The organism is uncultured Agrobacterium sp. (genome assembly GCA_913777615.1).
Classification (GTDB): domain Bacteria; phylum Pseudomonadota; class Alphaproteobacteria; order Rhizobiales; family Rhizobiaceae; genus Agrobacterium.
In genome coordinates, this window is sequence record CAJYTK010000011.1 from 28,147 (window position 1) to 53,659 (window position 25,513).

General features: G+C 57.4%; 21 protein-coding genes. 11 read left to right on the forward strand and 10 right to left on the reverse strand.

Annotated elements, in window-relative coordinates:
* Positions 1 to 11: 11 nt before the first annotated feature.
* Both QZ862_RS09265 and QZ862_RS09270 read left to right on the forward strand, forming a co-directional pair.
* On the forward strand, positions 12 to 2,360 hold the full coding sequence (locus QZ862_RS09265) for a Wzz/FepE/Etk N-terminal domain-containing protein (protein ID WP_296099251.1): 2,349 nt from the start codon (positions 12 to 14) through the stop codon (positions 2,358 to 2,360).
* A gap of 200 nt (positions 2,361 to 2,560) precedes the next feature.
* Complete coding sequence (locus QZ862_RS09270; protein ID WP_296099254.1) at positions 2,561 to 3,505, forward strand: glyoxylate/hydroxypyruvate reductase A; 945 nt, start codon at positions 2,561 to 2,563, stop codon at positions 3,503 to 3,505.
* Between the two features lie 10 nt (positions 3,506 to 3,515).
* Here QZ862_RS09270 and QZ862_RS09275 read toward each other — a convergent pair whose 3' ends face one another.
* Together QZ862_RS09275 and QZ862_RS09280 are read right to left on the reverse strand one after the other, a co-directional pair.
* Entirely contained in the window at positions 3,516 to 6,467 is a 2,952-nt protein-coding gene (locus QZ862_RS09275; RefSeq protein ID WP_296099256.1) for a PAS domain-containing protein, read from the reverse strand.
* 137 nt (positions 6,468 to 6,604) lie between these two features.
* Positions 6,605 to 7,819: a TIGR03862 family flavoprotein gene (locus QZ862_RS09280; protein WP_296099258.1), complete on the reverse strand. Its 1,215-nt coding sequence runs from the start codon at positions 7,817 to 7,819 to the stop codon at positions 6,605 to 6,607.
* 76 nt (positions 7,820 to 7,895) lie between these two features.
* Between QZ862_RS09280 and QZ862_RS09285 the strand changes: the two genes are divergently transcribed.
* The 3 genes from QZ862_RS09285 to QZ862_RS09295 are packed head-to-tail and all read left to right on the forward strand — an operon-like array spanning position 7,896 to position 9,840.
* On the forward strand, positions 7,896 to 8,483 hold the full coding sequence (locus tag QZ862_RS09285) for a YigZ family protein (protein ID WP_296099261.1): 588 nt from the start codon (positions 7,896 to 7,898) through the stop codon (positions 8,481 to 8,483).
* A 50-nt stretch (positions 8,484 to 8,533) separates the two neighbouring features.
* Complete coding sequence (locus QZ862_RS09290) at positions 8,534 to 9,202, forward strand: pseudouridine synthase (RefSeq protein ID WP_296017586.1); 669 nt, start codon at positions 8,534 to 8,536, stop codon at positions 9,200 to 9,202.
* A gap of 8 nt (positions 9,203 to 9,210) precedes the next feature.
* Positions 9,211 to 9,840, forward strand: coding sequence for a class I SAM-dependent methyltransferase (locus QZ862_RS09295; RefSeq protein ID WP_296099263.1), 630 nt, complete (start codon positions 9,211 to 9,213; stop codon positions 9,838 to 9,840).
* Here the strand turns inward: QZ862_RS09295 and QZ862_RS09300 are convergent.
* Entirely contained in the window at positions 9,837 to 10,022 is a 186-nt protein-coding gene (locus QZ862_RS09300; protein WP_296039181.1) for a hypothetical protein, read from the reverse strand. The two genes, QZ862_RS09295 and QZ862_RS09300, sit on opposite strands and share 4 nt — an antisense overlap.
* 181 nt (positions 10,023 to 10,203) lie before the next feature.
* Between QZ862_RS09300 and QZ862_RS09305 the strand changes: the two genes are divergently transcribed.
* The 5 genes from QZ862_RS09305 to QZ862_RS09325 all read left to right on the forward strand — a co-directional run bounded on the left by QZ862_RS09305 (position 10,204) and on the right by QZ862_RS09325 (position 16,387).
* The gene (locus QZ862_RS09305) at positions 10,204 to 11,427 is read left to right on the forward strand and encodes a PQQ-dependent sugar dehydrogenase (RefSeq protein WP_296099265.1); all 1,224 of its coding nucleotides are present in this window, start codon (positions 10,204 to 10,206) and stop codon (positions 11,425 to 11,427) included.
* 98 nt (positions 11,428 to 11,525) lie between these two features.
* Positions 11,526 to 12,542, forward strand: a complete 1,017-nt coding sequence (locus QZ862_RS09310) for a DNA topoisomerase IB (protein ID WP_296099268.1) — start codon at positions 11,526 to 11,528, stop codon at positions 12,540 to 12,542.
* 134 nt (positions 12,543 to 12,676) lie between these two features.
* Positions 12,677 to 14,332, forward strand: a complete 1,656-nt coding sequence (locus tag QZ862_RS09315) for a phosphoethanolamine--lipid A transferase (protein WP_296099270.1) — start codon at positions 12,677 to 12,679, stop codon at positions 14,330 to 14,332.
* Positions 14,333 to 14,400: 68 nt separating this feature from the next.
* Entirely contained in the window at positions 14,401 to 15,054 is a 654-nt protein-coding gene (locus QZ862_RS09320) for a response regulator transcription factor (RefSeq protein WP_296099873.1), read from the forward strand.
* A 22-nt stretch (positions 15,055 to 15,076) separates the two neighbouring features.
* Positions 15,077 to 16,387 carry an ATP-binding protein gene (locus QZ862_RS09325; protein ID WP_296099273.1) on the forward strand — a complete coding sequence of 437 codons (1,311 nt, stop codon included), beginning with the start codon at positions 15,077 to 15,079 and terminating at the stop codon, positions 16,385 to 16,387.
* A gap of 35 nt (positions 16,388 to 16,422) precedes the next feature.
* Here QZ862_RS09325 and QZ862_RS09330 read toward each other — a convergent pair whose 3' ends face one another.
* Positions 16,423 to 17,742, reverse strand: coding sequence for an MFS transporter (locus QZ862_RS09330; protein WP_296017595.1), 1,320 nt, complete (start codon positions 17,740 to 17,742; stop codon positions 16,423 to 16,425).
* Between the two features lie 296 nt (positions 17,743 to 18,038).
* On the opposite strand from QZ862_RS09330, the gene QZ862_RS09335 reads away from it, so the two are divergent.
* Entirely contained in the window at positions 18,039 to 19,148 is a 1,110-nt protein-coding gene (locus QZ862_RS09335; RefSeq protein WP_296099276.1) for an RHE_PE00001 family protein, read from the forward strand.
* A 29-nt stretch (positions 19,149 to 19,177) separates the two neighbouring features.
* Here the strand turns inward: QZ862_RS09335 and QZ862_RS09340 are convergent, their stop codons facing one another.
* From QZ862_RS09340 to minC, 6 genes are all read right to left on the reverse strand, one after another.
* Positions 19,178 to 21,376, reverse strand: coding sequence for a methyl-accepting chemotaxis protein (locus QZ862_RS09340; protein WP_296099279.1), 2,199 nt, complete (start codon positions 21,374 to 21,376; stop codon positions 19,178 to 19,180).
* 335 nt (positions 21,377 to 21,711) lie between these two features.
* Positions 21,712 to 22,647: a dihydrodipicolinate synthase family protein gene (locus QZ862_RS09345; RefSeq protein WP_296039166.1), complete on the reverse strand. Its 936-nt coding sequence runs from the start codon at positions 22,645 to 22,647 to the stop codon at positions 21,712 to 21,714.
* Between the two features lie 135 nt (positions 22,648 to 22,782).
* Positions 22,783 to 23,502, reverse strand: a complete 720-nt coding sequence (locus tag QZ862_RS09350) for a GntR family transcriptional regulator (protein ID WP_296099281.1) — start codon at positions 23,500 to 23,502, stop codon at positions 22,783 to 22,785.
* A gap of 113 nt (positions 23,503 to 23,615) precedes the next feature.
* Complete coding sequence (gene minE, locus QZ862_RS09355; protein WP_296017605.1) at positions 23,616 to 23,876, reverse strand: cell division topological specificity factor MinE; 261 nt, start codon at positions 23,874 to 23,876, stop codon at positions 23,616 to 23,618.
* The gene (gene minD / locus QZ862_RS09360; RefSeq protein ID WP_296017608.1) at positions 23,873 to 24,685 is read right to left on the reverse strand and encodes a septum site-determining protein MinD; all 813 of its coding nucleotides are present in this window, start codon (positions 24,683 to 24,685) and stop codon (positions 23,873 to 23,875) included. The genes minE and minD overlap by 4 nt, the downstream gene beginning before the upstream one ends.
* 31 nt (positions 24,686 to 24,716) lie before the next feature.
* On the reverse strand, positions 24,717 to 25,451 hold the full coding sequence (minC, locus tag QZ862_RS09365; RefSeq protein WP_288431124.1) for a septum site-determining protein MinC: 735 nt from the start codon (positions 25,449 to 25,451) through the stop codon (positions 24,717 to 24,719).
* Positions 25,452 to 25,513: the final 62 nt, after the last annotated feature.

The following is a 25,513-nucleotide window of genomic DNA, read 5'->3' on the forward strand; positions in this document are numbered from 1 at the left end:
AAGGTAGGTCCATGAACCAGAAAACCTTTAGATCAAACGGCCATTTCCACGACCCCGAGAAGGATTCCGACACCTTCATCGACCTTGACCGCCTTTGGGCCGCGATTGTCCGCCGCGCCAATGTGATCGGTGCCTGCGTCGTTGCGTGCATGGTTCTGGCCGGCCTTTATCTTGTGGTCGCGACACCGGTCTATACCGCAATGACGCAAGTACTGCTGGATGAAAGCCTCTCTCGCTACGCCGAGGAAGAAGCGCCTGTCCCGGCAGCACAGGTCATCGACAACCGCATTGCCAGCGCGGTGGAAGTTCTTAAGTCGAAGGAAATGGCCCTGACCGTTGTCGACAAGGCGAAGCTTGACGAGAACGACACGATCGTCAACCCGTCCATGTCGCCCGTGGATATTGTCAAATCATCCGTCAAGACGATCGTCGATCTGGTGACACCGAGCGATCCTGCCGCCTCCGAAGATGCCATCCGCAATGGCAAGCGAGAAAAGGCAGCCGCTGTCATCCAGCAGGCGCTGACCGTGGAGCGCGTCGGACGAAGCTCGGTGATCGCCATTTCTATCCGGTCCACCGACCGCCAGTTGGCGGCAACCATCGCCAAGACCTACGCCAATGCCTATCTGACGGAACAGTTGAACGCCAATTTCGATGCGTCCGAGCGTGCTTCCGTCTGGCTACAGGAACGTCTGACGGATCTGAACCAGCGTGCTCAGGCCGCTTCGCTTGCTGTCGAAAAATACAAGTCCGACAACAATATCGTCTCCTCTCGCGGGGAGTTGATCTCAGAGGGCCAGCTTGCCGATCTGAACGGTCAGTTGATCGCAGCGCAGGCCGATGCCGCGACCGCGCAGGCGCGCTACACGCAGTATAAGACAATTATCGATCAGGGACCGGAAAACGCTGTCAACAATGCGGTCGTTTCGGCGCGGGACACGGACAACACCGTCATTCAGGACTTGCGCAAGCGCTACATTACGATCTCCGACCGCGAGCGCGGCGTGGTGCAGCAGTTCGGCAAGGATCACCCACAGGCCGTCGCACTCGAGTCCGAGAAAAAGGATGTGGCAGGCCAGATCTACCAGGAGCTTCAGCAACTGACCGGTAGCTTCAAGAATGAATACGACGTGACGCAATCGCGCGTGAAATCGCTACGCGAGAACATCGACAGAGTTGCTGGCCGTAATTCGCAGACCAACATAACGATGGTCAAGCTGCGGGAACTGGAACAGCAGGCCGCAGCATTGAAGACCCTCTACGAGTCCTATCTCGGCCGCTTCGAGGAGGCATCGCAGAAACAGTCGTTCCCGATTGCAAAAGCACGCATCATCTCTGAGGCAGGACTTCCGACATCGCCTTCCAGCCCCAAGAAGACCATGACGATGGCGCTGTCGATCGTACTCGGGCTGATGCTCGGTGGAGGCCTGGCAGCGGTCCTGGAATTCCGCGACCGGTATTTCCATACGGGCAACGACGTTCGTGACAATCTGCGTATGCGCTTCCTCGGCTACCTGCCCTTCATTGGCGAAAAGGGCGTCGAGAGTGGTAAATCGGAAACGGGCGCCGCCACCCCGGACGTGCCGGATGCCAATATCGAGGACAATGGGCAAGTCTCGTTCCAGAAGATGCTGCGACTTGCCGTCGACAGTCCGCGCTCCAGCTTCACCGAAACGCTGCGCAACGTGAAACTGACGGCAGATGTCGTGATCCAGGAACGTCAGTGCCGCGTCATCGGCGTCATTTCTTGCCTGCCGAATGAAGGCAAATCCGTCGTGGCGCTCAATCTCGCAGGCCTGATCGCCACCACCGGAAAGCGGACCCTTGTTGTGGACGCCGATATCCGCAACCCCGGCCTCAGCCGCATGCTGACGACGCGTCAGTCCGCCGGGCTAGTCGAAGTCGTTCTCGACGACGTTCCATGGACGAAAGCGGTCAAGGTCGACAGCCGCACCAAGATGGGCATCCTGCCGGTTTCCGTCAGCAATCAGTTCGCCCATTCGAGCGAGCTTCTGGCATCAGCCGGCATGCGTCGGTTCATGGAATCTGCCCGCGAAGCCTGCGATTACATCATCGTAGACCTTGCGCCGGTCGTACCCGTTATCGACGCGAAGGCGTTCGCCTCACAGGTGGATGGTTTCGTTTTCGTCACCGAATGGGGCAAGACGCCGATCCAGATGGTTCAGAACCTGATGAACCACGAACCGGAGATCGCCAGCAAGACTCTCGGTATCGTCCTGAACAAGACGGACATGACAGAGCTTCAGCGCTACGCCGACCCCGGTGGCTCGGAGCACTATCACGAGCAGTTCGACGCCTATTACGGTGACGCCAAGAAGCCTACGCCCGAAACGGTGTGACCAGGCAGACTATAGGCACGGATATTGGAAAGCGTGGGCGTTGATTGAGGCAGTGATAGCCTCATTCACGCGTCCAGGCCGTGGTAAAGCTCTGTAGAAATGCCCGCCCATGAGCGGGCAATTTCTTAGCGTGCCCTTGCGAGCCGACAGATTATTCGCCTTTATGTCGGCACGATCGATGCCACGCAGGATAATGCTACATGACCTCCCCTATCGCTTATGTCTCTCGCGCAACCGATGAGGAGGAGGCAAAGTGGATCGCGATGCTGTCTCAGGCGATGCCGGAAGAGACGATCGTTTCCGTGCGTCAGATGACGGACGACCAGCACAAAGCTGCGGAAATCGCCGTCGTTGCCAATCCCGATCCCGACGATATCGGCAAACTTTCTGGTCTGAAGTGGATTCACAGCCTGTGGGCAGGGGTCGAGCGGCTGGTCGCCGAACTTGGGCCCTCAACGCCGCCCATTGTGAGGCTGACGGACCCGGAATTATCGCGTGTAATGGCGGAGGCCGTTCTTGCCTGGACCTATTATCTGCATCGCGACATGCCGGCCTATCGTCAGCAGCAGGAAAGGCGGATCTGGAAAGACCTCGACTACCGGCATCCACGGGAGGTGACCGTTGGTCTCATCGGTTTGGGTCTGCTTGGCACGGCATCCGCAAGGCGTTTGCAGGATGCCGGCTTCAATGTCATGGGCTGGAGCCGTTCGCTCAAGGTCCAAGAGGGCGTGGAAACCCTGTCCGGCGAAGCCGGTCTTGATCGACTTCTGGCAAAAAGCGATATCGCCGTGTGCCTCGTTCCCCTGACCGCGCAAACCCGCGGGCTGATCAACGCTCGCCGCTTGCAGCGTATGAAAAAGGGCGCTTCCATCATCAATTTCGCAAGAGGCGCGGTCATTGTTGGCGACGATCTTCTGGAATCGCTCGACAGTGGCCATATCGCCCACGCCGTTCTCGATGTCTTCGAGAAAGAGCCACTGGATGCGAACTCTGCCTTTTGGACGCATCCCAAAATCACGGTTCTCCCGCACATCTCGGCCCCGACCGATCCTCGCTCATCTGCGGCGATCGTCGCACAAAATATCCGCAACTGGCGGCTTAGCGGAAACCTGCCGGCAACGATCGACGTGCAGCGAGGCTACTAAGCCTTGAGCGTCAAGGCTTGCCCATTGCCTGCTCGATTGCAAAACGGACGTCGGTTTCAGTATAGGGCTTGCATAGCAGCACGGCACCAGCAGGAGCGTTCTTCGGCAACAGATTGTCGCCGGTGGCGAAGACCACGGCAACGTCGGGCTTGCGCTGTTTGACCAGCACGGCAAGTTCCGCGCCTCCCATATCCGGCAGGCCGAGATCGGTCACCAGAACGTCCACCTCTTCGCGGTCGAGAAGGTCCAGCGCCTGAGATGCGTAAGCGGCTTCGACCACTGCGTGACCGCTTTCCATCAGAATATCGGTCGTGTTCATGCGGATCAGATCGTCATCTTCGACAAGCAGAATACGCAAGGCGTCTGTACTGGCAACCTTCGCCGATATCTCGGGCGCGGCGGCGCTGTCGGGCGTGCGGTCGCGTCCCGCCTCTGCCCTCTGCTTCTGGTTGGCGATGACATGGCGCAAACGTCTGGCAAGCGCTTCACGGGTGTAAGGTTTCGACAGAAGCTCGACGCCCGGATCCAGCTTGCCACCGTGAACAATGGAGTTTTCCGTGTAACCGGACGTAAACAGGATCGCCAGATGAGGCATGCGCTCCTTCACGCGCCGTGCCATCTCGCTGCTTTTGAGCGGCCCGGGCATGACCACATCGGTGAAGATGACATCGATCGGCACGCCGCTTTCGGCCACCGTCAATCCAGCCTGAGCATCCCGTGCGGTGAGCACGCGATAGCCGAGATCAGACAGCATTTCTACCACGGTGCCACGCACCTCATCGTCGTCCTCGACAACGAGAACGGTTTCAGATCCACCGACGACGGGACCGTTGTGAACGACGATCTCGCGATCCTCATCGGCAATGGAGCGCGGCAGATAGATGCGAACCGTCGTTCCCTGCCCGATCTCCGAATAGATCTTCACATGGCCGCCGGACTGCTTGACGAAACCATAGACCATCGACAAGCCAAGACCCGTCCCCTTGCCTTCCGGCTTGGTGGAAAAGAATGGTTCGAAGACGCGGTCGAGGATTTCCGGTCGCATGCCGCTCCCGGTGTCGGTCACCGCAAGCATGACATATTGTCCAGGTTCGACCTCCGCATGACTGCGGGCATAGTCCATGTCCAACGAGGCATTGCCCACTTCGATCGTCAGCTTGCCAGCGCCTTCCATTGCATCGCGCGCGTTGATCGCAAGGTTCAGAAGGGCGTTCTCAACCTGAGTCGGGTCGGCAAACGTATTCCACAGGCCACCCGCCGTGATGACCTCGACTTCGACCGCTTCGCCGAGCGAGCGTCTGAGAAGATCGTCCATGCCGGCGACGAAACGGCCGACATTGATCACCCTCGGTTCCAGCGCCTGACGACGTCCGAAAGCCAGGAGTTGGCTTGCCAGTTTCGCGCCACGGCTGACCCCGGCCAGCGCATTGCCGACCCGGCGCTCCGCCCGTTCGTTACCCGCGACATCCTTGGAGAGGAGCTGAAGATTTCCGGCAATGACCTGGAGCAGGTTGTTGAAGTCATGCGCAACGCCGCCGGTCAACTGGCCGATGGCCTCCATTTTCTGCGCTTGCTGAAGCGCAAGCTCCGTCTGGCGGCGCTCGGCTATTTCCTTTTCGACGCGCGTCTCGAGGCCTTCGTTCAACTGACGAAGCTGCTCTTCGGCCCTGATCCTGTGACGGATTTCACGCTCGAGATTAGCGGCATGTTCCTTTAGAGCCATCTCCGCGCTGCGCTGTTCGGTGATGTCGGTATGGACGCCGACCCACTCAATGATATCGCCTGTTTCTCCGATGATCGGCACGCCACGAATGGCGAACGTGCGATACATGCCGTCACACCTACGGACACGATGTTCCCATACATAGGTGGCCTTGGCTGCAACCGCGCGATTCCAGCTGTTTATGGAACCTTCGCGATCAGCCGGGTGCACCGCCTCGGCCCAACCGAAACCCTGATATTCCTCGAAAGACTGGCCGGTCAGTTGCGACCATGCTGGCTGTTCACCCTTCATCCGTCCTTCGGGACTGTTGGTCCACAATACGCCATGAACTGCATTAACCGCGGCCTTGAAACGGCTGTTGCTGACGATAATTTCGCGCTCTGCCTGCTTGCGGTTTTCGATATCTATGATGAGGATGTAGCAGCCGTCGACTTCACCTCTGTGATCGCGTCTTGGAACATAACGAATTTCAGCCGCATGCCGTACTCCATCAGCACGTTTGATGGTGGTATCGGACACAACCTCCTCACCAGCCATCGCCTTTTCTATGAAGGGCTTGCGCTCGCGAAAGAATTCCTCGCCGACGACATCGATAACTTGCTTGCCAAGAACATCTTCAGGCTTGCGCCCGAACCACTCGAAATAGCCCTGATTGGCAAAGCGATAGGTGTAGTTGAGGTCGATGAAGCCGACGAGAATGGGCAAAGCGGCGGTTAAACGGCTGAGTTCCTCGCGGCTTGCCGCCAGCGCCTGAACTGTCTTAACCTTTTCGGTGTTCTCAAGAACCGTACATAACAGACCTTCGACAACACCCGCATCATTATAGATCGGCGTGTAGAAGAGATCGAATACCACTTCTTCCGCAGCGCCGTTTCGGTGAAGCACCATTCTCTGATCGCGGAAGGACTGGATTTCTCCACGAAAACCCGCTTCCAGAACTTTCCGATTCCAGTCCCAGATTTCCGGCCACACCTGTGCAGCGGTACCACCAAGCGCTTGCGGATGTTTGTTTCCGGCAATTTCGAAGTAGCCGTCATTGTAGATCATCACATGATCGGGCCCCCACATCAAAACCTGCGGGATGGGGGAGTTAACGACTGAATTCACCTTCAACCGCAATATGGACGACCAGTTGGAAATCGGCCCCAACGAGGTTCTGGACCAGTCGAACGCCCGTACCAGCGCACCGGCTTCTCCACCGCCAACGGGCCAATTGGCCGAAGCGTCCATATCACTCATGCAAATTCACCAACAAGAACGTAGGCTTGCAACAGCCAAGCCTTGAACACAGGAAGTGGAAAGCGCTTTCGCTCGCCCTTTCGAATGCACTTATGAAGCTTTTTTTTCAACACTATGCAAGAGGCATGGAAGCGCTATTAGGTACAGCCATGTGCCAACCACTTCGAAAGAGCGTTTGAGGCCGCTTTTCCAGTTGCAAAACAAGCCGTTAGAAGGTATCCGCCCGTCGGCGCCTCCCAGTCGAGCATCTCCCCCGCGACGAAGACGCCCGGGCGTGCTCTGAGCATGTAATCGTCATCAATGCCCTCCCAGCGAATCCCTCCCGCGCTGGAGATTGCTTCTGCGATCGGACGAGGCGCATCTAGACTGAGTGGAAGCGCCTTGATCAGCCGTGCGATCTGACTGGCAGACATGCCCGCGAGGGATCCGCATTCGCGCAAAAGCGCCACCTTTACCGGCGGAAGACCAACACTCTTGCGCAATCTGTTCGAGAGACTGTCCTTGCTGGAGCCGCGCGCCAGATCCCGCTCGATGCGCTCCTCGGAACGACCCGGCGCCAGATCAATTGTCAAGACGGCTTGGCCTGTCGCCGAGAGGCTATCCCTTAGCGCGGCGGAATGGGCGTAGATCAGACTACCCTCCACGCCATGCCGGGTGACGACAAACTCGCCTTCGAACCGCCCGGCAGACGAGGTCGTGGTCACGGATTTTACCGGCTCGCCAGCGAAACGATCGCGAAAATGGTCGCTCCAGGCAACGTCGAAGCCGCAATTGGCCGGCTGGAAATCCGCGACATCGACTCCGGCATTTCGGAGTTCTTCCACCCACTCCCCGGTTGAGCCAAGCCGCGGCCAGCTCGCTCCACCAAGCGCAAGCAAGACAGCATCCGGTCTGATCTCAAGCGGCCCAGTCGGGGTCTCGAAGAGAAAGGTGCCATCACCCAGTCCAATCCACCGATGTCTGGTCCTGATTTCGACACCGTCACTAGCGAGACGGCCAAGCCATGCGCGTAGCAAGGGTGACGCTTTCATTGCCCGCGGAAAGACCCGGCCGGATGTGCCGACGAAGGTTTCTTGTCCCAATGCATGCGCCCAGTCGCGCAGCATAGACGGGGTAAAGCGATCGAGAGCTTGTTTCAGCCGAGGCTGCGAAGCACCGTAGCGCGTGGTGAAGAGTGCGTAGTCCTCGCCATGGGTGATATTGAGCCCGGACTTCCCGGCCATTAAAAACTTTCGCGCAACGGTCGGCATAGCTTCATAAACAGTTACGTCTACACCCGACGAGGACAGCTCTTCGGCAGCCATGAGGCCCGCCGGGCCTGCGCCAATGATAGCAACCTGTTTTCTGCGCATCGCCAACCGTCATCCTTCGTGTGTTTGCTCTTATTAATCCGTTTGCCACCGTGCGTATATCCGCTATTGAGACGGCATGTTCACACTGACCCGAACGGAAAACTTCGAGCAGGACATCAGGAAAAGCCGGTTCCTCGCGATAGCTGGTCCGGTGGCCGATGAGGACGCGGCTAAACGCTTCATCGCTCAGCACTCTAACCCCGCAGCCAATCATAACTGCTGGGCCTGGAAGATCGGACAAAACTACCGCTTCAACGATGACGGCGAACCTTCCGGCACAGCGGGCAAACCCATTCTTCAGGCCATTGATGGACATGCCCTCGATCATGTCGCGGTGGTCGTGACGCGCTGGTTCGGGGGCATTCTCCTTGGCAGCGGTGGTCTCATGCGCGCCTATGGCGGAACGGCGGCATCCTGCCTCAAAAGCGCGGAAAAGACTGCCATCATTCCAGCCTATCAGGCGCGAATGAGCTGCGTTTTTTCCGATCTCGCACTGGTCAAGGCACGCCTTCTTTCCATCGATCACCTTGTGATCGAGAGTGAAACATTCACCGACTCGGGCGCGGATCTGAAGTTGTCCGTGCCGGTCAGCGAGGCGGAGCGCATTGCGCAAACGATCCAGGACGTGACCAGCGGACGTGCCAATCTTCCCCTGCCGGAGTAGCAGGTCTGTGCTGCGCTGGCATGCTCCCCAAAACATGCTATGAGGCGTGCATGTCCGTCGATTTGCACAACCCGATCTATAATCCGCCGCGCGTGCCCTTCATCTCGATTGTCCATCAGGATGAAGGCTTTCTCGTGCTGGACAAGCCAAGCGGCCTCCTGTCGGTACCGGGACGTGACCCGGCTCTTGCAGACAGTCTCGCCACCCGGGTGCAAAAACAGTTTCCATCAGCGCAGATGATCAACCGCCTGGATAAGGACACTTCAGGTATCGTCTTGGTGTCTCTCAATAAAAAGGTGCATGCGGCGATTGCCAGCCAGTTCGAAAGCCGCACGACACGAAAGATCTACAAGGCTATCGTCTGGGGAGACGTTAAGGGCGAGGATGGTGAGATCGATCTCCCGCTTGCCTTGGACCAGGACAACAAGCCACGCCATCGGGTGGATTACGCGGACGGTCGCCCGGCGCAAACGCAATGGCATGTTTTGGAGCGTCTTCCTCTGCCTTCAACGCGGCTCGAGCTGCGGCCTCTGACGGGAAGAACTCACCAGTTGCGCGTCCACATGAAAGCAATCGGTCATCCAATTCTCGGAGATGAATTCTACGCGGAAAGTGAGGCACTTGCGGCATCGGGCCGTCTTCTGTTGCATGCGGAAGAGCTCGGCTTCACCCATCCCGATGGGGGCGATGTCACCTTTCGTGTTCTAGCCCCCTTTTGAGATGCATGATGGCACCGAAACAAACCAAAGAAGAATTTGTCGTTGATTTTGTCGGTGGAGCAGTCGGTCATCGGCTGCGCTCCGGTGAAGGACGCGGGCAGGCCTTGCCGAAGGCAGCTGGCTTCACCAAAGGCCGTACACCGCGTGTCGTGGACGCGACGGCGGGACTGGGCCGGGATGCGTTTCTGCTCGCCTCACTCGGTGCTGACGTAACGTTGATTGAAAGATCGCCGGAGATGCATGCGCATCTGGCAGACGGGATTGCTAGGGCGAAGGCGGAAGGCGGAATCTACGAAGAGATCGCATCTCGCATGACCCTTCTTCTTGGCGATTCCAGAGACTTGATAAAGGTTCTATCCCCCGAGGTGGTTGTCGTCGATCCGATGCATCCACCGCGCCATAACAGTGCGCTGGTAAAGAAGGAGATGAGGGTATTACGCGCTGTGGTGGGTGCAGACCCGGACCAGTTTGAGCTGATGATGACAGCCCTGGAATGCGCATCGAAAAGGGTTGTACTTAAGTGGCCGCTGAGGGCGGCGCCGATGGAGGGACTGCCAAAGCCCTCTCACCAGATTTGCGGAAAAAACACCCGCTACGACGTCTTCATGATGTTCCGAAATTTGCCTGCAGAAGACTAGCGAAAAACCGGTTTGCGATGGGCGTTCATCAATAGCTCATGACGCGAAGCAAAATCCCCGAAAAGCTTGCGAAGACGTTTCTCCTCAGCTTCGTCAAGCCTGTAGCGCCGGCAAAATTCCATGACGCTCAAAATCGGCTTGACCTCTGTAGTGTCAAGCGTGTCCTTATCCAATATTTGCATGATGCCCTCCTGACTGACGTGGATAAACGCCGCGCCAGAGGAAATGTTCCTCATTAAAATGCGTGGAGGATATTTTGCATGCGCGAACACGCGTCGATCAAGTTTTCTTGACGCTGACTGGTGCAACTAAAAAACGCTCGAATTGTTCCCGGTCCGCTCGATAAAACTGGAAGGGAGTGCCATGTTGCGCCTACGAAAGATGCTGTCCACCACGATTCTATCCGCCATGCTAACTGTGCCGGGCTACGCCATCGCACAATCATCCGGCCCGGCTGAAACCAACCCGCCGCACGGCAAAGATCAGCGTCCTGCTTTCGAAGGGCAGACCCGGGCGCCACAGCCGGAGAAAATGCCGTCTCTGCAAAAGACCGTCATAGCCGACGACCTGCCGCATCTGTGGTCGATGGCCCTACTTCCCGACGGGCGTATCCTTGTAGCGGCCAAGGAAGGCGCCATGCACATCCTTGCCGGGGGCAAAGTCGGTCCTGCTATCGAAGGCGTGCCGGAAGTCGCTTCGTCTGGCCAGGGCGGTCTTCTTGACATTGCACTCGCACCTGACTTCGCTACATCGGGAATGATCTATTTTTCGTTCTCCGAGCCGCGCGATGGCGGGAACGGCACCTCGGTAGCCTCTGCAAAGCTCGTTGAGAAAGACGGCTCGACAACATTGGAGAACACCACCGTCATCTTTCGTCAAATGCCGACCTATGACGGAGACAAGCATTTCGGCTCGCGGCTGGTCTTTGGCAAGAATGGGGAACTCTATGTGACGGTGGGCGAACGCTCCGACAAGGAACCACGTGTGCAGGCGCAGGATCTGTCCAGCGGCTTGGGAAAAGTTTTCCGGATCGACACCAGCGGCAAGGCGCTCAAGGACAACCCTTTTGCCGGACGTGAAAACGCGTTGCCTGAAATCTGGAGTTATGGTCACCGCAACATCCAGTCTGCCGCCCTCGACGGTGAGGGACGCCTCTGGACAGTAGAACACGGGCCGAAGGGCGGCGATGAGCTCAACCGTCCCCAAGCGGGTCTGAATTACGGCTGGCCGGTCATAACTTACGGCATCGAATATAGCGGCGACAGGGTTGGTGAAGGCTCGACCGCCAAAGAGGGCATGGAGCAGCCAGTCTATTATTGGGATCCCGTCGTCGGTCCTTCGGGCATGGTTTACTATGATGGCGATGCAATTGCGGAGTGGAAGGGCTCCTTCCTCATCGGCGGCTTGGTTACCAAGGGTCTGGTGGTGCTGAAAATGGACGGCGACAAGGTTGTGTCGGAAGGGCGTTTGCCGCTGGACGCACGCATCCGTGACGTGGAGCTTGGAAAAGATGGCTCTGTCTACGCCGTGACCGAAGAGCGGGGCGGCGGAAAATCGCAGATCATTCGCCTGGCTCCGGAAGCCTGATCAAATTCGCAGGAGCGGGCGCGTCCCGCTCCTTTTTTGCGGGAACGGACGCTGTTCACGACAGTTATTTGAGGAAACTCGAAGGCAGCGTGAGCATCATGAACCAACATCCCGTCCGACTCCTGAAGAAAATCGGCCTCACCTATGTCAGCGATCAGGAACCGGGCATTACCCGGGAGCGGCGCGGCAAGGGCTTTTCCTACCGGCTTCCGGATGGCACGCTGCTCTCTGACAAGATCGAAATTACCCGGATCCGGTCACTGGCTATCCCGCCGGCCTATCAGCGCGTCTGGATTTGCATGGAGCCCTCCGGGCATCTTCAGGCAACCGGCTTTGATGCGAGAGCGCGTAAGCAGTATCGCTATCATGCCGACTGGCATGCGTTCCGCGGTGAAACGAAATTTTTCCAGCTGAAAGCGTTTGGTGAAGCCCTCCCGGCGCTACGCCGCAAGGCGATTTCCGACATAGAAAAGGACGTGAACGGCCAGAGCCGGACACTTGCCGCATTGGTGCTCCTTCTGGATGCAGCCTATCTTCGCGTGGGCAACAAGACCTATCTGGAGAGCAACGGAACCTACGGGGCGACCACTCTTCTGAAGCGCCACGTATCACTCGGAGAAACCATCGAATTGCGGTTCGTTGCAAAGGGTGGCCAGAAGGTCCGCCGAAGCCTCCGGCATCCCCGCCTGCAGAAAATCCTTGAAGAAATCGCCGACTTGCCCGGCAAGCAGCTCTTCGTCTGGCAGGATGAAAACCACGTCGTCCATCCAATCGATTCCAGCGCGTTGAACGCTTACCTTTCGGAAACATCAGGCGAAGGCATATCGGCCAAGACCTTTCGCACATGGGGCGGTACGCTGGCAGGGTTTTGCCATGCCGCCGAGCGGCTGGCGAGCGGAAGTACACCGACGATCAAAAGCATCTGCGAGGCAGCCGCTGAAGAACTGTCCAACACGCCGACCATCTGCCGCAAAAGTTATGTGCATCCCTCCGTCCTCTCCCTGGCAACGGAGCCCAAAGCCATCAAGCGGCTGGAGACCGTTCTCGAAGCCCCTGCGAAAGCGATATCCGGGCTGAGGGCCGACGAAAGGCGCCTCATTGCTTATCTCCCCTGATAACGGGGGGCGCTAACCGATCTGTCCCGTTCAGCTTGGTGTCAGCAACGCCCTCCAGAAGGCGCTGATGAGCCGGCAAAGCAAAACAACTGTGCGCCTCCGGCTACACCCATTGCCACTGGAGAGCATACGTTTTGGCACCTTTGACAGATGACCTTCATCGCAGCACTATCCGGCGTCCCGAGATCGGCAGCATCACGCTCAGTGTTATCACTGCGCTCTATCTGCTTTTCTTCATGAACCAGACCTTCTGGTCGAAGGTGAACACGCATCTGTCGGCCTATCCAGTTGCCATATACGCGCTCTACATTGCGATGACGGCGTTTTTCATCGCAATTCTGGTCACATTCTCGGCGAAGTACATCATGAAGCCGATCTTCATGGTGTTGATCGTCATTTCGGCATTGTGCTCCTGGTTCATGGATCGCTTCGGAGCGGTTATCGACCGCGACATGGTGCGTAATGCATTCGAAACGACCACCGGCGAAGCGAACAATCTGATCACATCTGCTTTCGTCGTGCATATGATCATTTATGCGCTCGTTCCAATCGTGCTTCTCGCGTTCGTCCGCATCCGCCATCGCCCAATTCTCGGGAAGCTTTTCTGGAATACGGTCAGCGTGATCGCTTGCCTGGTCATCATCGCCGGGATGGGTGCGTTAAACTCCAAAACCTTCACCACTGCCATTCGTCAGCACCGGGACATCGTCAAGAGCCTGAACCCAATCACGCCGATCTTCTCGACCGCGCATTATCTCCAGGCCGCGAATAAGGAAGCGCAACTGACGGTCACGCAGACTGGTCTGGATGCGAAAGTGAAGGCCCCGGTCGTGGCTATCAACAAGCCGCGCATCACGGTGGTCGTTGCGGGCGAGACCGCTCGCGCTGCAAATTTTTCCCTGAACGGCTACGGACGGGAAACCAATCCGGAACTGAAGAAAAGAAATATCATCTATTTCCCGAGCACGGTCAGCTGCGGAACCTCCACTGCAATCTCCATTCCCTGCATGTTCTCGAAGTTCACCCGTTCGGAGTACACACATAGCAAGGCGCTTTCGAACGAGAATGTCATGGACGTTCTGGTCCATGCCGGCATCGACGCGCAGTGGCTCGACAATGACACCGGAAGCAAGGGCGTTGCCGACAGAATTCCCTATTTCGACCTGAGCGCGACGCGCGATCCCACCTTCTGCAAGACAGGTGAATGCAGCGACGACATCTTTCTCGACAGGCTGGACAGTTGGCTCGACCGCGTTACGAAAGACAGCGTCATCGTCATTCATCAACTCGGCAGCCACGGTCCGTCCTACTATCTTCGCTATGGCGACAATTTTAGGACATTCACGCCGGATTGCCGCACCTCAGAACTCGGCAATTGCAAGGACGAAGAGATCGTCAACTCATATGACAACACGATCCTTTACACGGACCATTTCCTCTCGGCCATCATTGACAAGCTGAAGGCACGCTCCGACAAGCTGGCGACGGGTATGCTCTACGCTTCCGACCATGGTGAGTCTCTTGGTGAAAACGGCCTCTATCTCCACGGCGCGCCTTACATGCTTGCACCGGCAGAACAGACGCACGTGCCCTTCCTTGTCTGGATGGATGATGATTTTGCACGCTCCATGGGTGTCGACCGCGCCTGCCTTGCCGACGAGGCGAAGGCTGGTGGCAAGTCCCACGACAATTTCTTCCATAGTATCCTCGGCATGATGAACGTATCGACTTCAGTCTATGACTCATCGCTCGATGTGTTCCGCCCATGTCAGTCGAAGCCCTCGACCTGACCGACAATCGCCTTGACGACGAACTGCCCGGAGCGATACGCATGGGCAGTTCAGGAGTGAGGGTCGAGTTGCGGGTTCTATTGGTTGAAGACGATCACGTTTTGGGAGAGGCGCTGAGGGACCATGTTGCCGCGGCAAATCACGCGGTGGATTGGTTTCAGACATTGAGCGAAGCGACAGCCGCAACTCAGACTGTGAGCTACGGCTTGATACTGCTCGATCTGCGTCTACCCGACGGAGAAGGACTGACACTGCTTCGAACGCTTCGCAAAGCAAACAACCCTGTTCCCGTTATCATCCTGACTGCCCATGATCAGGTCTCGGATCGGATCGAAGGCCTGAACGCAGGTGCCGACGATTATCTCGTCAAGCCCTTCAATCTGGGCGAGTTGACAGCACGGATGCTCGCCGTGTCGCGACGTTATGAAGGCCGTTCGACGCCGATCGTCAGGCTACCGGGAATTGAGATCGATCAGGCAGCGAAGAGTATCACGGTCAATGACCGGTTGCTGTCGCTGAGTGCGCGCGAGTGGGCGGTGCTTGAGAAACTTGTCGAAAGGCCAGGCGCACTGGTCTCGAAAGCGCAATTACAGGAAACGCTCTACGAATTCGGCGCCGAGATAGAGAGCAATACCGTCGAGGTCTATGTCAGCCGCCTGCGCAAGAAAATCGGCTCTGACCGCGTCGAAACCGTAAGAGGGCTTGGTTATACGATACGCTGATCTCATCCCCCCGAAGAACAGCATGACGCGTCGGATGGTTCTTGCTCTCGTGAGCGTGCTGGCGCTTTCCTGGATGGTCGCTTGCGCCATGGGCGTGATGGTGATGCAGGACGAATTTGCAGAGATATTCGACAGCGGCGTCCAGGAAACAGCCGACAGGCTGCTGCCGCTTGTCGCTGAGGATCTTCGCGAGCGCAGTCCGGAGGCGCAGCGCCGCCTAGGCCAACCCAGCACCGGCACGGAATATCTGACTTATCAGGTACGCGACCGCGACGGCGCGGTCCTGCTGCACTCTCATGACAGTGCCAGAGAGGGATTCGACGTGCCGCTCACACCGGGTTTCGCTGACACCGATACCCAGCGGATCTACACTGTCGTCACACCGGAAGGCGATCTTTACCTTCAAGTGGCAGATGCCTTCGCCAATCGGCGTGAAGCCATAGAGGAGGCTTCAACGGCACTTATACTGCCTGTTCTGGTCCTCATCCCTGCAAGCATCATCGCGGTTATCCTGGTCATTCGCCGTACCCTTGCGCCAATCCAGATATTGAGGGACGATATTGGCCGTAAGGATGGCGGCAACCTCGCGCCCGTCGATTCAGGCACACTTCCCGCCGAACTGGATCCAATAGCGCGCTCTGTCAATCTGCTTCTGGAAAGATTGCGCTCCGCATTGGAGGCGGAGCGCTCTTTCGCCTCCAACAGCGCGCATGAATTGCGTACACCGATCGCAGGCGCATTGGCACAGGCACAGCGCCTCAAAGCCGATATTCCGGCCAACCTGGCAGGCCGCGTCGACCAAATTGAATTGTCGCTCTCGAATCTGGCGCAACTCTCCGAGAAACTGCTGCAAATGTCTCGCGCCGAAGCAGGTATCGGCATTTCGGATACGCTTGTCGATCTTCTGCCAGTCGTTGGACTGATGGTGACGGACATGGATCGTTCTGAACTTGGTAACGGCCGCATCCGCCTTCACCATGCGGCGGATGCGACGCTGAAAGCCAAAGTCGATCCCGACGCCTTTGGCATCGCTATCCGAAACCTCCTGGAAAATGCGCTGACACATGGCGCGGAGGATTCCAAGGTGGAGGTGTTTGTGGAGGATAGCACCGTACGGGTGGTCAATGATGGTCCGACCGTTGATCCTGCGTTGCTGCCACGCCTGACGACGCGTTTCATGCGGGGCCAGACCCAGGCTGCCGGCTCAGGGCTTGGCCTTGCCATCGTAAGCAATCTGGCAGAGCGGATGAACGCGACCCTGACGCTTGCCTCTCCCGCAACCGGCCGTGAAGAAGGCTTCGAGGCGCGGATCGATCTGCCAAAGCAAGATTGAGGCCTTCGGAAACAATATCCGAAGGCCGGGTTCGCTCAATCCTCGTGGATGTGGCTGTGGTCGCGGGTATCGCGCATCTTTACATACACGATCAATGATAGCGCGATCATCAGCGTAACATACCAGAAGAACCAGCTTTCATGCCCAATCTGCTTGAATTTCAAGGCTACGAATTCCGCGGTGCCGCCAAAGATGGTGTTGGCCAGCGCATAGGGGAGCGCCACACCGAGCGCGCGAATATGGGCGGGAAACAGCTCTGCTTTAACCACCGCGTTGATCGACGTGTAGCCCGTCACGATCAATAGGCCGCCAAGCACCAGGGCAAACGCGATATAAGGGTCTGTGGTCGTCGAAAGAACGCTGAAGATGACATAGGTGAACAGCGTGCCAAGAATACCGAAACCGACCATCAGCGGCTTACGGCCGATTTTATCCGACAGGGCGCCTGCCAGCGGCTGGCAAAGCATGAAAACAAAAAGCGCGACCGTGGTGATCTCGGTCGCGGATTCCTTGCTGAAACCGGACGTATTGACGAGGAATTTCTGCAGATAGGTGGTGTAGGCATAGAAAGCGAGCGTGCCGCCAGATGTCAACGCCATCACCATCAGCGCCTCTTTTGGATAGTGCTTGAAGAGCGCCCATCCGCTGGATTTTGGTGTCTGAGCGGTGGCTGCCTTAGCGTTCTGGAAAGAGTGGGTTTCGACAAGCCCGCGCCGGATGTAGAACACCGCGATGGCAAGAATACCACCGATGAAAAAGGGAATGCGCCAGCCCCATTGGCTGAGTTGCTCTGGCGTCAAAAGGCGCTGTAACACCAGAAGCACGGCAAGCGCGACAAGCTGACCGGAAATAAGCGTTACATACTGAAAACTGGAAAAGAAGCCACGGCGGTTCTTTCCCGCCATTTCGCTGAGATAGGTTGCGCTTGCGCCATATTCGCCACCAACGCTGATCCCTTGGATCAGGCGCGCGAGAACGAGAATGGCGGGCGCTGCAATGCCGATCGTCTCGTGCCCGGGCGTCACGGCAATCATTAGAGATCCCAGACACATGAGCGTTACAGACAGCGTCAGCCCCGCCTTGCGGCCCTTGCGGTCTGCGTAGGTTCCCATCAGCCATGCACCGATCGGACGCATCAGAAAGCCCACGGCAAATACCGCGGCTGCACTCAACAGCTCTGCTGTCTGGTTGCCAGATGGAAAGAAGATCGGCGCGAAATAAAGGGTAAATGCGGAATAGACATACCAATCATACCATTCGACGAGGTTGCCCGCCGATCCGCCGATGATCGACTTCAATCTCGTTTTTTGATCAGGAGGAGTTCCAGCGGTTGTTTGATCTGGAAGGTTGCTCATGGTGGTCTCCGTTTATTTCAAGCCGGAAAAACAATATTTGGGCCGTGGGGTGCTGGTGTCAGCAACTGGCGTCTGAGGGCTATACACCCCCGCAACAAGAGCGGACAAGATAATTCGGACTACTTATTGTTTGCACGTATAGGTGCTTTGTGGCGTCTCGCCGTGAGACTTTCATCCGACCGGTATGACCTCGACGCAGGTGCCAAGCTAGGCAGTTCGATCCATACTTGTGAACATCGTTTGAAACATAACCTGCAGGATTGCTTTCACTGCGGCGTCTGCCCTATTAAATCCCAATGACCTATGCGTTTTCGCTTCTCAAGCCATCCAAGCTTCTGTTGCCGCTCACGCGGGCAGCCGAAGCGCTGGCGCGCTTCGATGAACGGGTGAGCCGTTCGCCAATCCGCGACGGGTTCCTGCAGCGGCAGAATTTTCAGGACGCGGTCTCTTCCCTCTGGATCGATGGCGAATTGGTGCATGTCGAGGATCTTGTCCTTCACGATGCGCGGATGGATATCCGCGCTCCTACAAACGAAATCGTCAACGCACACCGTATCCTTCGCGCAAGACGATTGATGGAAAGCCATGCGCCGCAGTGGCCGTTCGGCGACGAGGGCATCAATCTATTGCGTGGCAAAAGTTCACAACCGCAGCCGCTATCGCCAAATGTCGATACTGATAACGACGAGACTGAACAGCCCGACCGCGAAGACAAGAACAATACGGATGACGCTCTTGCCGAGGAGCTCGCCGAAATGGATGCCCTGCTTTTACGCAGCAGCGCTATGGTCAGCGATGCCCTCAGCTACCGTTCACCCGCGTTGCGATCCTCAGAAATACCCGAGGACAGGGGGGCCGTAGAGGAAAGCGAAGACGACCGGCTTCAGCAATGGCGAAAGCTTGTGGATCAATGCGTTGATTATCCCGGACCGCTCCGTGCGGCGATCCTGCTTGATGCCTGGCGCAGCCTTGAGGTTCTGGATCGCAGCCCCTGGCTTGGCCGTCAGTTGGCAGCGGCCTCCCTTCGCGCGGGGGGATTGGCAACGCTTCCGGCGCTTAACACCGGACTCCGCACCATTCAACGAGAGCGACGCCATTCACCGCATCAGGAGGAGCGTCTGATCGCAATCCTCGACGGGATGCATGAGGCTTCGCAACTGGGAATGAGGGAACATGACCGCCTGCTAAACGGCAAGAGCCGCATGGAGAGGCGACTTGCGGGAAGGCGTTCGAATTCGAGGCTTCCCGACCTGATCGAACTCGTTCTCGCAAATCCTGTCGTGTCCACCGCGATGATCGTCAAGGCGCTCGGTACCACGCCGCAGGGTGCAGTCGTTCTTGCCAATCAACTGGAATTGCGAGAGATGACGGGGCGCGGACGGTTCAGGGCGTGGGGGATTTTGTAGCCCCACGCCCCTCCTTTAGGCAGGTTTGATCAGCTTGCCATCGCGTAGCGTGGGTGCGAATGCGCCGCGCCGATCCTGCTTTCACCACCGACACGGAAGCGTCCAACCATGCTGGCCAGGTTTTCTGTTTCCTGCGACAAGCTCTGAGCCGCCGCTGTGGTTTCTTCAACCATCGCCGCGTTTTGCTGTGTCACCTTGTCCATCTGATCGGCCGCAGACGAAACCTCGCGAAGGCTGACAGCCTGTTCGCGAGCGCCGGAGGCGATCTGGTTGACGGTCTGGCTCATGCCGACAACCTGCTCGACGATCTTGCCGAGGGACGCACCGGTTTCCTCAACCAGTTGAACCCCGACCTCTACCTGGCTGGACGACATGGAGATCAAACTCTTGATCTCCTTTGCGGCCTGCGCAGAACGCTGAGCCAGTTCCCGCACTTCCTGGGCAACGACAGCAAAGCCCTTACCTGCCTCGCCAGCGCGGGCAGCTTCCACACCGGCATTCAATGCCAAGAGGTTCGTCTGGAAGGCGATTTCATCGATCACACTGATGATATTGCCAATCTTGCTGGACGATCCTTGAATTTCAGTCATTGCGGCGACGGCACGGGCAACGACATCACCACCCTTTTCAGCATCGCCCCTGGCGCTTGCGACCTTTCTTTGCGCATCGGATGCACCTTCAGCTGTGTCGTTGACGCCGCGGGTGACTTCGCTCAGAGCTGCAACGGTTTCTTCCAGAGACGCAGCCTGCTGCTCGGTGCGGCGCGCAAGATCGTTCGAGGCCGTGGAAATTTCGGTAAGGCCGGAGCGGATGGTATAAACCGCCTGCACGACATTGCTGATAGTTTCTTCCAGTGCGGTAACGGACACATTGAAGTTCTGCCGGATAGACTCGAATTCCGGCGCGACTTTTTCGTTCATCCGCACGGTCAGATCGCCAGCCGCCAGAGCGTTGAAGCGGCTCTGAACAACTTCCACGAAGTGACGGAGGTCTTCTGCTTTGGCGTTGTCCACGTCACTCTGACGCTTGCGGTCCGATTCGACTTGACGTTGCAGCTGCTCCTGCTCGGCCTGGACGTCCTCGCCGCGAGCCAGCGCGAAGCGGAATTTCTCAAGAGCGGCTGCCAGATTGCCGAGTTCATCCTTCTTTCCGGTCTGGGCTACCTGGTCCTTGTAGTTGCCATTCGCCATCTTGCCGACCGACCCCAAAACGGAGGTCAGAGGCTTCTTGATCAGGATCTGGGTCGCGACGAGAATAACGCCGAGCGTCACTACGAGAATGATCAGGCTACCGATCAGCATGTTGTAGATCTGCTGCCAGACAGGCGCGGAGAAAACCGCTGGCGGCACGTCCAGTACCGTCGCCCAGGTGGTGTTCATGCCAGGCGCAGTGAACGGATAGATCAGGCGGACAGAACCATCGGGAAGGCCGTGGATCACACGTACCTTTCCGTCTCCCAAGGCCTGCTTGACCTGATCGGCGCCGACATCGGCGTAGTCCTTCATCAGATTGTCGGCGTTGGTGTGCGACAGCCACTTGCCGTTGCTCGCCAGCAACATGACGCTGCCACCCTCGAAAGGCTTGATCTGCGACAGGCTGGCGGTCAGATCGTCGAGCTTTATATCGACACCCGCCATACCCACGAGCGTGCCACCCACCTTCACCGGCACCGAGACCGATGTGACGAGCTTCTGCATGTTGGTGAGATAGGGAGAGGTGATGAGTGGCTTGCCGGTCTTCAGCACGCCGCCATAATACTCATCCTCCGGCTTGATCGACCATGTCGAGAACTCAACCTTGCCGCTATCACTCTTGGTCCAGTAGGGCGTGAAGATGCCCTCCTTGTTCAGCCCCTCGGTGCCCACGGTCGGCTTCGGGCTTTTGCCATCAACCAGTTCACACATCCATGCGCCAAAAACGTTTGGATATTGCGGCGCTACGGTCTCGATCATCGAAACGATGTCGGCGCGGCTGCGCGAACCTTTCTCAATGAAGCCACCGATGGTGGCAGCAAGCGTTGCGCCTGCCGATGTTGCGACGGATACATCTGCAGCGATACGCTGGCTGACCGCACCTGCCTTCTCCGTTGCAAGTGCCATGACGTCACGCTCTGTCGCTGACTTCACGTTCAGAACATTGACGGCGGTGTAAGCAATCATGATGCCGGCGATAGCTGTTCCGGTGGCTAGGATAAGCTTTCCGGAAACCGAATTGAGAATCTTCTTCATGCGACGAGCCCTCTAACTTCAGGGCGACGTTAGTGTAAACTTTTAAACAATCTGCAAACAAATCGCTGAAAGAAGAGCATTGTCTAATTGATAGTCCTTGAAATGGATTGATTGCTTTATCTGTCAGAAAAACCCACGGCTCTGCTTGATCGACAGATCACGAGAGCTGGCAGATCAGTCTTCCCTCACGGCCCGGAAATAAAAAGAGGTGACTGACGTCCAGCCACCTCTTCCTTGCTTGTTCTAATCCTACCTCTCAGAAACGAGTGACTGATGCACGCGCGTCGTTCTTGACGCTACACCATCGGCTTTCCCGCACGGAGGTCACAGACCATTCAAGCTGGGTAGCGCGATGCGTACCATTTCTGGAACAGAGCATATTGGCTTTCCAGATGACGGCGCTGAGACGCGCTGAGTTCGTCCGTTTCGTTGAAGTGCAGCGTGTATTCGGTATCGCCGTTCAGGACCATCAGATACTTGTAGTGCAGAACGAGATCCGGACCCTCATCATAGGTCGACAGCACAGTCAGTGCCTCTTCCAACTCGCGGGCCTCAGCGCGTGCGGTCGCATCGCCCTTGGCTGCCTTTTCGCACAATGCGACCAGATGCAGCACTTCCTTCGGCAGGGCATTACCGATACCGGTGATGGCGCCGCCGGCACCACAGTTGACGAAGCCATGATAGACGCCCGTATCTACGCCGACCATGAGAGTCAGGTCGTCGTCACCGGCGGTGATGTTTTCAGCAGCGTAAGTCATATCCTGCTTGCCGCCGAACTCCTTGAAGCCGATGAGGTTCGAATAGCGCGAGCGCAGATCGAAGAAGAGATCGGCGCGGGTGGCGAAACCGTAATAAGGGCTGTTGTAGATGACCGCCGGCAGACCATTTGCTGCTTCCAGAATGGCGGAGAAATGTGCCTTCTGCGCGGAAACCGACGACCCGCGAGACAGAACACGCGGAATGACCATGAGGCCCTTGGCCCCGACCTTTGCAGCGTGCGCAGCATGGCTGACGGCGGACTTGGTGTTGATTGCGCCGGTTCCGACGATGACTGGAACACCCGCTTCGGCAAGACGCTTAACGCCTTCCTGGCGCTGCTCGTCTGTCAGCAACGGCCAATCGCCCATGGAACCGCAATAGACGACTGCCGACATACCGGCGGCGATCAGTTCCTTGCCCTTCTTCACGAGGAGATCGAAGTCAGGGGTTCTGTCCGCCTTGCAAGGCGTCATGAGGGCGGGAATGCATCCGGTAAAGATCGTGCTGGCCATCGTTCCAATCCTTTCGCGGCACCACAGCCGCCTGATATGCACCCTTTTAGCATCAAAGCTCGTCTCTGTCGACAAATAAAATACAAGAAATTTGGCGGCGAAACTGTATTGACCCGTGAGTATCCTCTGGCGGACTCACAGGCTGAGATTGGCGCTCTGGCGGGTATCGGCGGTAATGTAGGAGCGGATCTGGGTGACGATCTGATCGGCATGTGCCCTTGCAAGCGCATCGGCCTTTTCGACATTGCGGTCGATGATTGCCTGGATCATGTCCTCGTGTTCGCTGACATATTGGTTGGGAAGCACATCGTTGAAGGACGAGTAATAGAGACGAAGAATACGCCTGCCTTCGTCCAGAAGCCGCGTGAAGAGTTCGACATAGTGGCGGTTGCCGCCGGCTTGCGCGATCGCGACATGAAAATCGCGGTTGGTGGAAATCATCGCCAGCGCGTCACGTTGCTCGACAGCAAGCGCGAATGCGCTCTGCAGGGCACGAATCTGCGTGATATCCGCTTCTGTATGATTGGCGGCTGCAAGCCGGGTGGTCACACGATACATCAACGTCAATGCATCGAAGAACTCCGGCAATCCTAGAAAGTCGATCTGCGACACGATGGTGGCGCGGTTGGTCAGCGTCGTGATCAACCCCTCGGCGGAAAGACGAACCAGCGCCTCGCGAATGGGTGTGCGCGATAGCGAGAAGCGTTCGGACAGCTGCAGTTCGTCGATCGGACTGCCGGGCGCAAGCCGCAATTCGATGATTTCGTTGCGCAGCGTCTCATAGACGGTGGAGACGCCAAAGCCTCTTCGGTGTGTCTGTTTTTCCCGCTCGTCGGCTTTGTCCAGCTCTGCCATCAGTTCATCCTTCGCTGTCAATTAGACAGGCTTAGTCCAGAATCGCCGCAGATGGGAAGGTCAAACCGTCCAATGAAAACGCCGGGACAATGCCCGGCGTCATCTCGATCTTCTCAGGCTGCGCGAAGCGCCGCGCTCAAGGGGATCTCTACATCGATTTCAAGAAGCGACATATGTTCGTCGCTGTCCATCTTCACATGGACCTTGTCGCTATCGATCTGCACATGCTTGGCGATTGCGGCGAGAATTTCCTCACGCAGTATAGCCACCAGATCCGAACCTTGATTGGTGCGCTCATGCGCCAGAAGCACCTGCAATCGTTCGCGTGCGACGGGTGCGGACTTCTCTTTGCGAAAAAGGCTGAAGATGCTCATGCAGCCCTCCCGAAAATCTTGGCGAAGATGCCGCGCTTTTCGCCGGGAACCGACAGGGGAATGTCTTCACCCGACAAACGTCGTGCCGCATCGAAATACGCCATGGCCGGTGCCGACTTGGCGTCTGCGAGCGTAACAGGGGCACCAACGTTTGAGGCGCGTAGCACGTCCATGCTCTCAGGAATAATGCCAATCAGCGGAATAGACAGAATTTCCAGAACGTCATCGACCTTGAGCATATCGCCACGCTCTGCGCGGGCGGCATCGTAACGGGTCAGAAGAAGGTGTTTCTCCATCCGCTCGCCGCGCTCAGCCTTGATCGTCTTGGAATCGAGAAGGCCGATGATGCGGTCGGAATCGCGGACGGAAGATACTTCCGGATTGGTGACGACAACGGCAACATCCGCATGGCGCATGGCAAGCGTTGCGCCGCGCTCGATACCGGCCGGGCTGTCGCAGATAACCCAATCGAAATGCTTCTTCAGTTCGTTGATGACCCATTCGACACCTTCCGGCGTCAGATTGTCCTTGTCGCGCGTCTGGGAGGCCGGCAGCAGAAACAGCGTCTCAAGACGCTTGTCACGAATGAGGGCCTGCGTCAGCTTGGCATCGCCCTGAATGACATTGACCAGATCGTAGACCACGCGACGTTCCGCACCCATGACCAGATCGAGGTTGCGGAGACCGACGTCGAAATCCACGACGACAACCTTTTCCTTGTTCTGCGCCAGCGCTGCGCCAAGTGCTGCGGTGGACGTCGTCTTTCCGACGCCTCCCTTGCCGGAGGTAACGACAACTACCTTCCCCATCCTGATCTCCTGTTTCCTTGCCGCTTACGGCTTAATTGAGTTTGTCCGCCTTGATCGTATCGTTTTCCAGCCAGAGCTGGACGGCCTGCCCCCGAAGCTTCGGGTCGATATCCTCCGCGACCTTGTAAACACCGTCGATGGCGAGAAGCTCGGCTTCAAGCTTCTTGCAGAAGATGCGCGCTGTGGCGTTCCCCAGCGAACCGGCCATGGCGCGTCCGCGAAGCGCACCGTAGATATGGATCGAACCGCCTGCGATCACCTCTGCGCCGGAAGCAACAGAGCCTACGATCGTCACGTCGCCTTCCGGAAAGATAATCGACTGGCCGGACCGTACAGGCTCGCTGATCATGAGCGACTGAACGACGCTGCGGATTTCCGTCACCGGTGCCTTCTGCGACTGAGCCGGGGTTTCCACCTCGGCAAGCGCCACTGGCTCCACGTCAACATCGGAGGCCGGCTTTCCGCCCTTGAGCGCGGGCGGCATGCCAGTTTCAATCATTGAAGGGCGCGCGCCCTCGATGCCCATGATGGCAACGTTGCGATTGTAAAGCTCTGCCAACAGGGACTTGAGGCCTGCCTTGTCGAGCTTCAGCTCGGCCACATCCAGCACCACCGGACGTGACAGAAAGAACCCGGCAGAGCGTGCTGCCAGATCGTCAAGTCGCTCCAGCCAGACATCCAGCGGCGACTCGGGAGAAAGAACAACCGCCAGAAATGAGCGGCCCTTGATACGGATCGAACGCGAGTCTGTTAGCACTTTGGTCATCTTGGTAAAGAATTCGTTGATAGAGAGGTAGCGGTGATTTGGTTAACAAATGGTTAACGCGG

Bases quoted from the DNA above. Each gene is read 5' to 3' on its own strand.
- QZ862_RS09305 (WP_296099265.1), top strand. From the start codon at position 10,204: ATGTTGCGCCTACGAAAGATGCTGTCCACCACGATTCTATCCGCCATG.
- QZ862_RS09280 (WP_296099258.1), bottom strand. From the start codon at position 7,819: ATGCGCAGAAAACAGGTTGCTATCATTGGCGCAGGCCCGGCGGGCCTC.
- minD (WP_296017608.1), bottom strand. From the start codon at position 24,685: ATGGGGAAGGTAGTTGTCGTTACCTCCGGCAAGGGAGGCGTCGGAAAG.
- QZ862_RS09325 (WP_296099273.1), top strand. From the start codon at position 15,077: ATGACGCGTCGGATGGTTCTTGCTCTCGTGAGCGTGCTGGCGCTTTCC.
- QZ862_RS09270 (WP_296099254.1), top strand. From the start codon at position 2,561: ATGACCTCCCCTATCGCTTATGTCTCTCGCGCAACCGATGAGGAGGAG.
- QZ862_RS09295 (WP_296099263.1), top strand. From the start codon at position 9,211: ATGGCACCGAAACAAACCAAAGAAGAATTTGTCGTTGATTTTGTCGGT.
- QZ862_RS09350 (WP_296099281.1), bottom strand. From the start codon at position 23,502: ATGGCAGAGCTGGACAAAGCCGACGAGCGGGAAAAACAGACACACCGA.
- QZ862_RS09290 (WP_296017586.1), top strand. From the start codon at position 8,534: ATGTCCGTCGATTTGCACAACCCGATCTATAATCCGCCGCGCGTGCCC.
- QZ862_RS09335 (WP_296099276.1), top strand. From the start codon at position 18,039: ATGACCTATGCGTTTTCGCTTCTCAAGCCATCCAAGCTTCTGTTGCCG.
- QZ862_RS09345 (WP_296039166.1), bottom strand. From the start codon at position 22,647: ATGGCCAGCACGATCTTTACCGGATGCATTCCCGCCCTCATGACGCCT.
- QZ862_RS09340 (WP_296099279.1), bottom strand. From the start codon at position 21,376: ATGAAGAAGATTCTCAATTCGGTTTCCGGAAAGCTTATCCTAGCCACC.
- minE (WP_296017605.1), bottom strand. From the start codon at position 23,876: ATGAGCATCTTCAGCCTTTTTCGCAAAGAGAAGTCCGCACCCGTCGCA.
- QZ862_RS09310 (WP_296099268.1), top strand. From the start codon at position 11,526: ATGAACCAACATCCCGTCCGACTCCTGAAGAAAATCGGCCTCACCTAT.
- QZ862_RS09265 (WP_296099251.1), top strand. From the start codon at position 12: ATGAACCAGAAAACCTTTAGATCAAACGGCCATTTCCACGACCCCGAG.
- QZ862_RS09285 (WP_296099261.1), top strand. From the start codon at position 7,896: ATGTTCACACTGACCCGAACGGAAAACTTCGAGCAGGACATCAGGAAA.
- QZ862_RS09330 (WP_296017595.1), bottom strand. From the start codon at position 17,742: ATGAGCAACCTTCCAGATCAAACAACCGCTGGAACTCCTCCTGATCAA.
- QZ862_RS09275 (WP_296099256.1), bottom strand. From the start codon at position 6,467: ATGAGTGATATGGACGCTTCGGCCAATTGGCCCGTTGGCGGTGGAGAA.
- QZ862_RS09300 (WP_296039181.1), bottom strand. From the start codon at position 10,022: ATGCAAATATTGGATAAGGACACGCTTGACACTACAGAGGTCAAGCCG.
- minC (WP_288431124.1), bottom strand. From the start codon at position 25,451: ATGACCAAAGTGCTAACAGACTCGCGTTCGATCCGTATCAAGGGCCGC.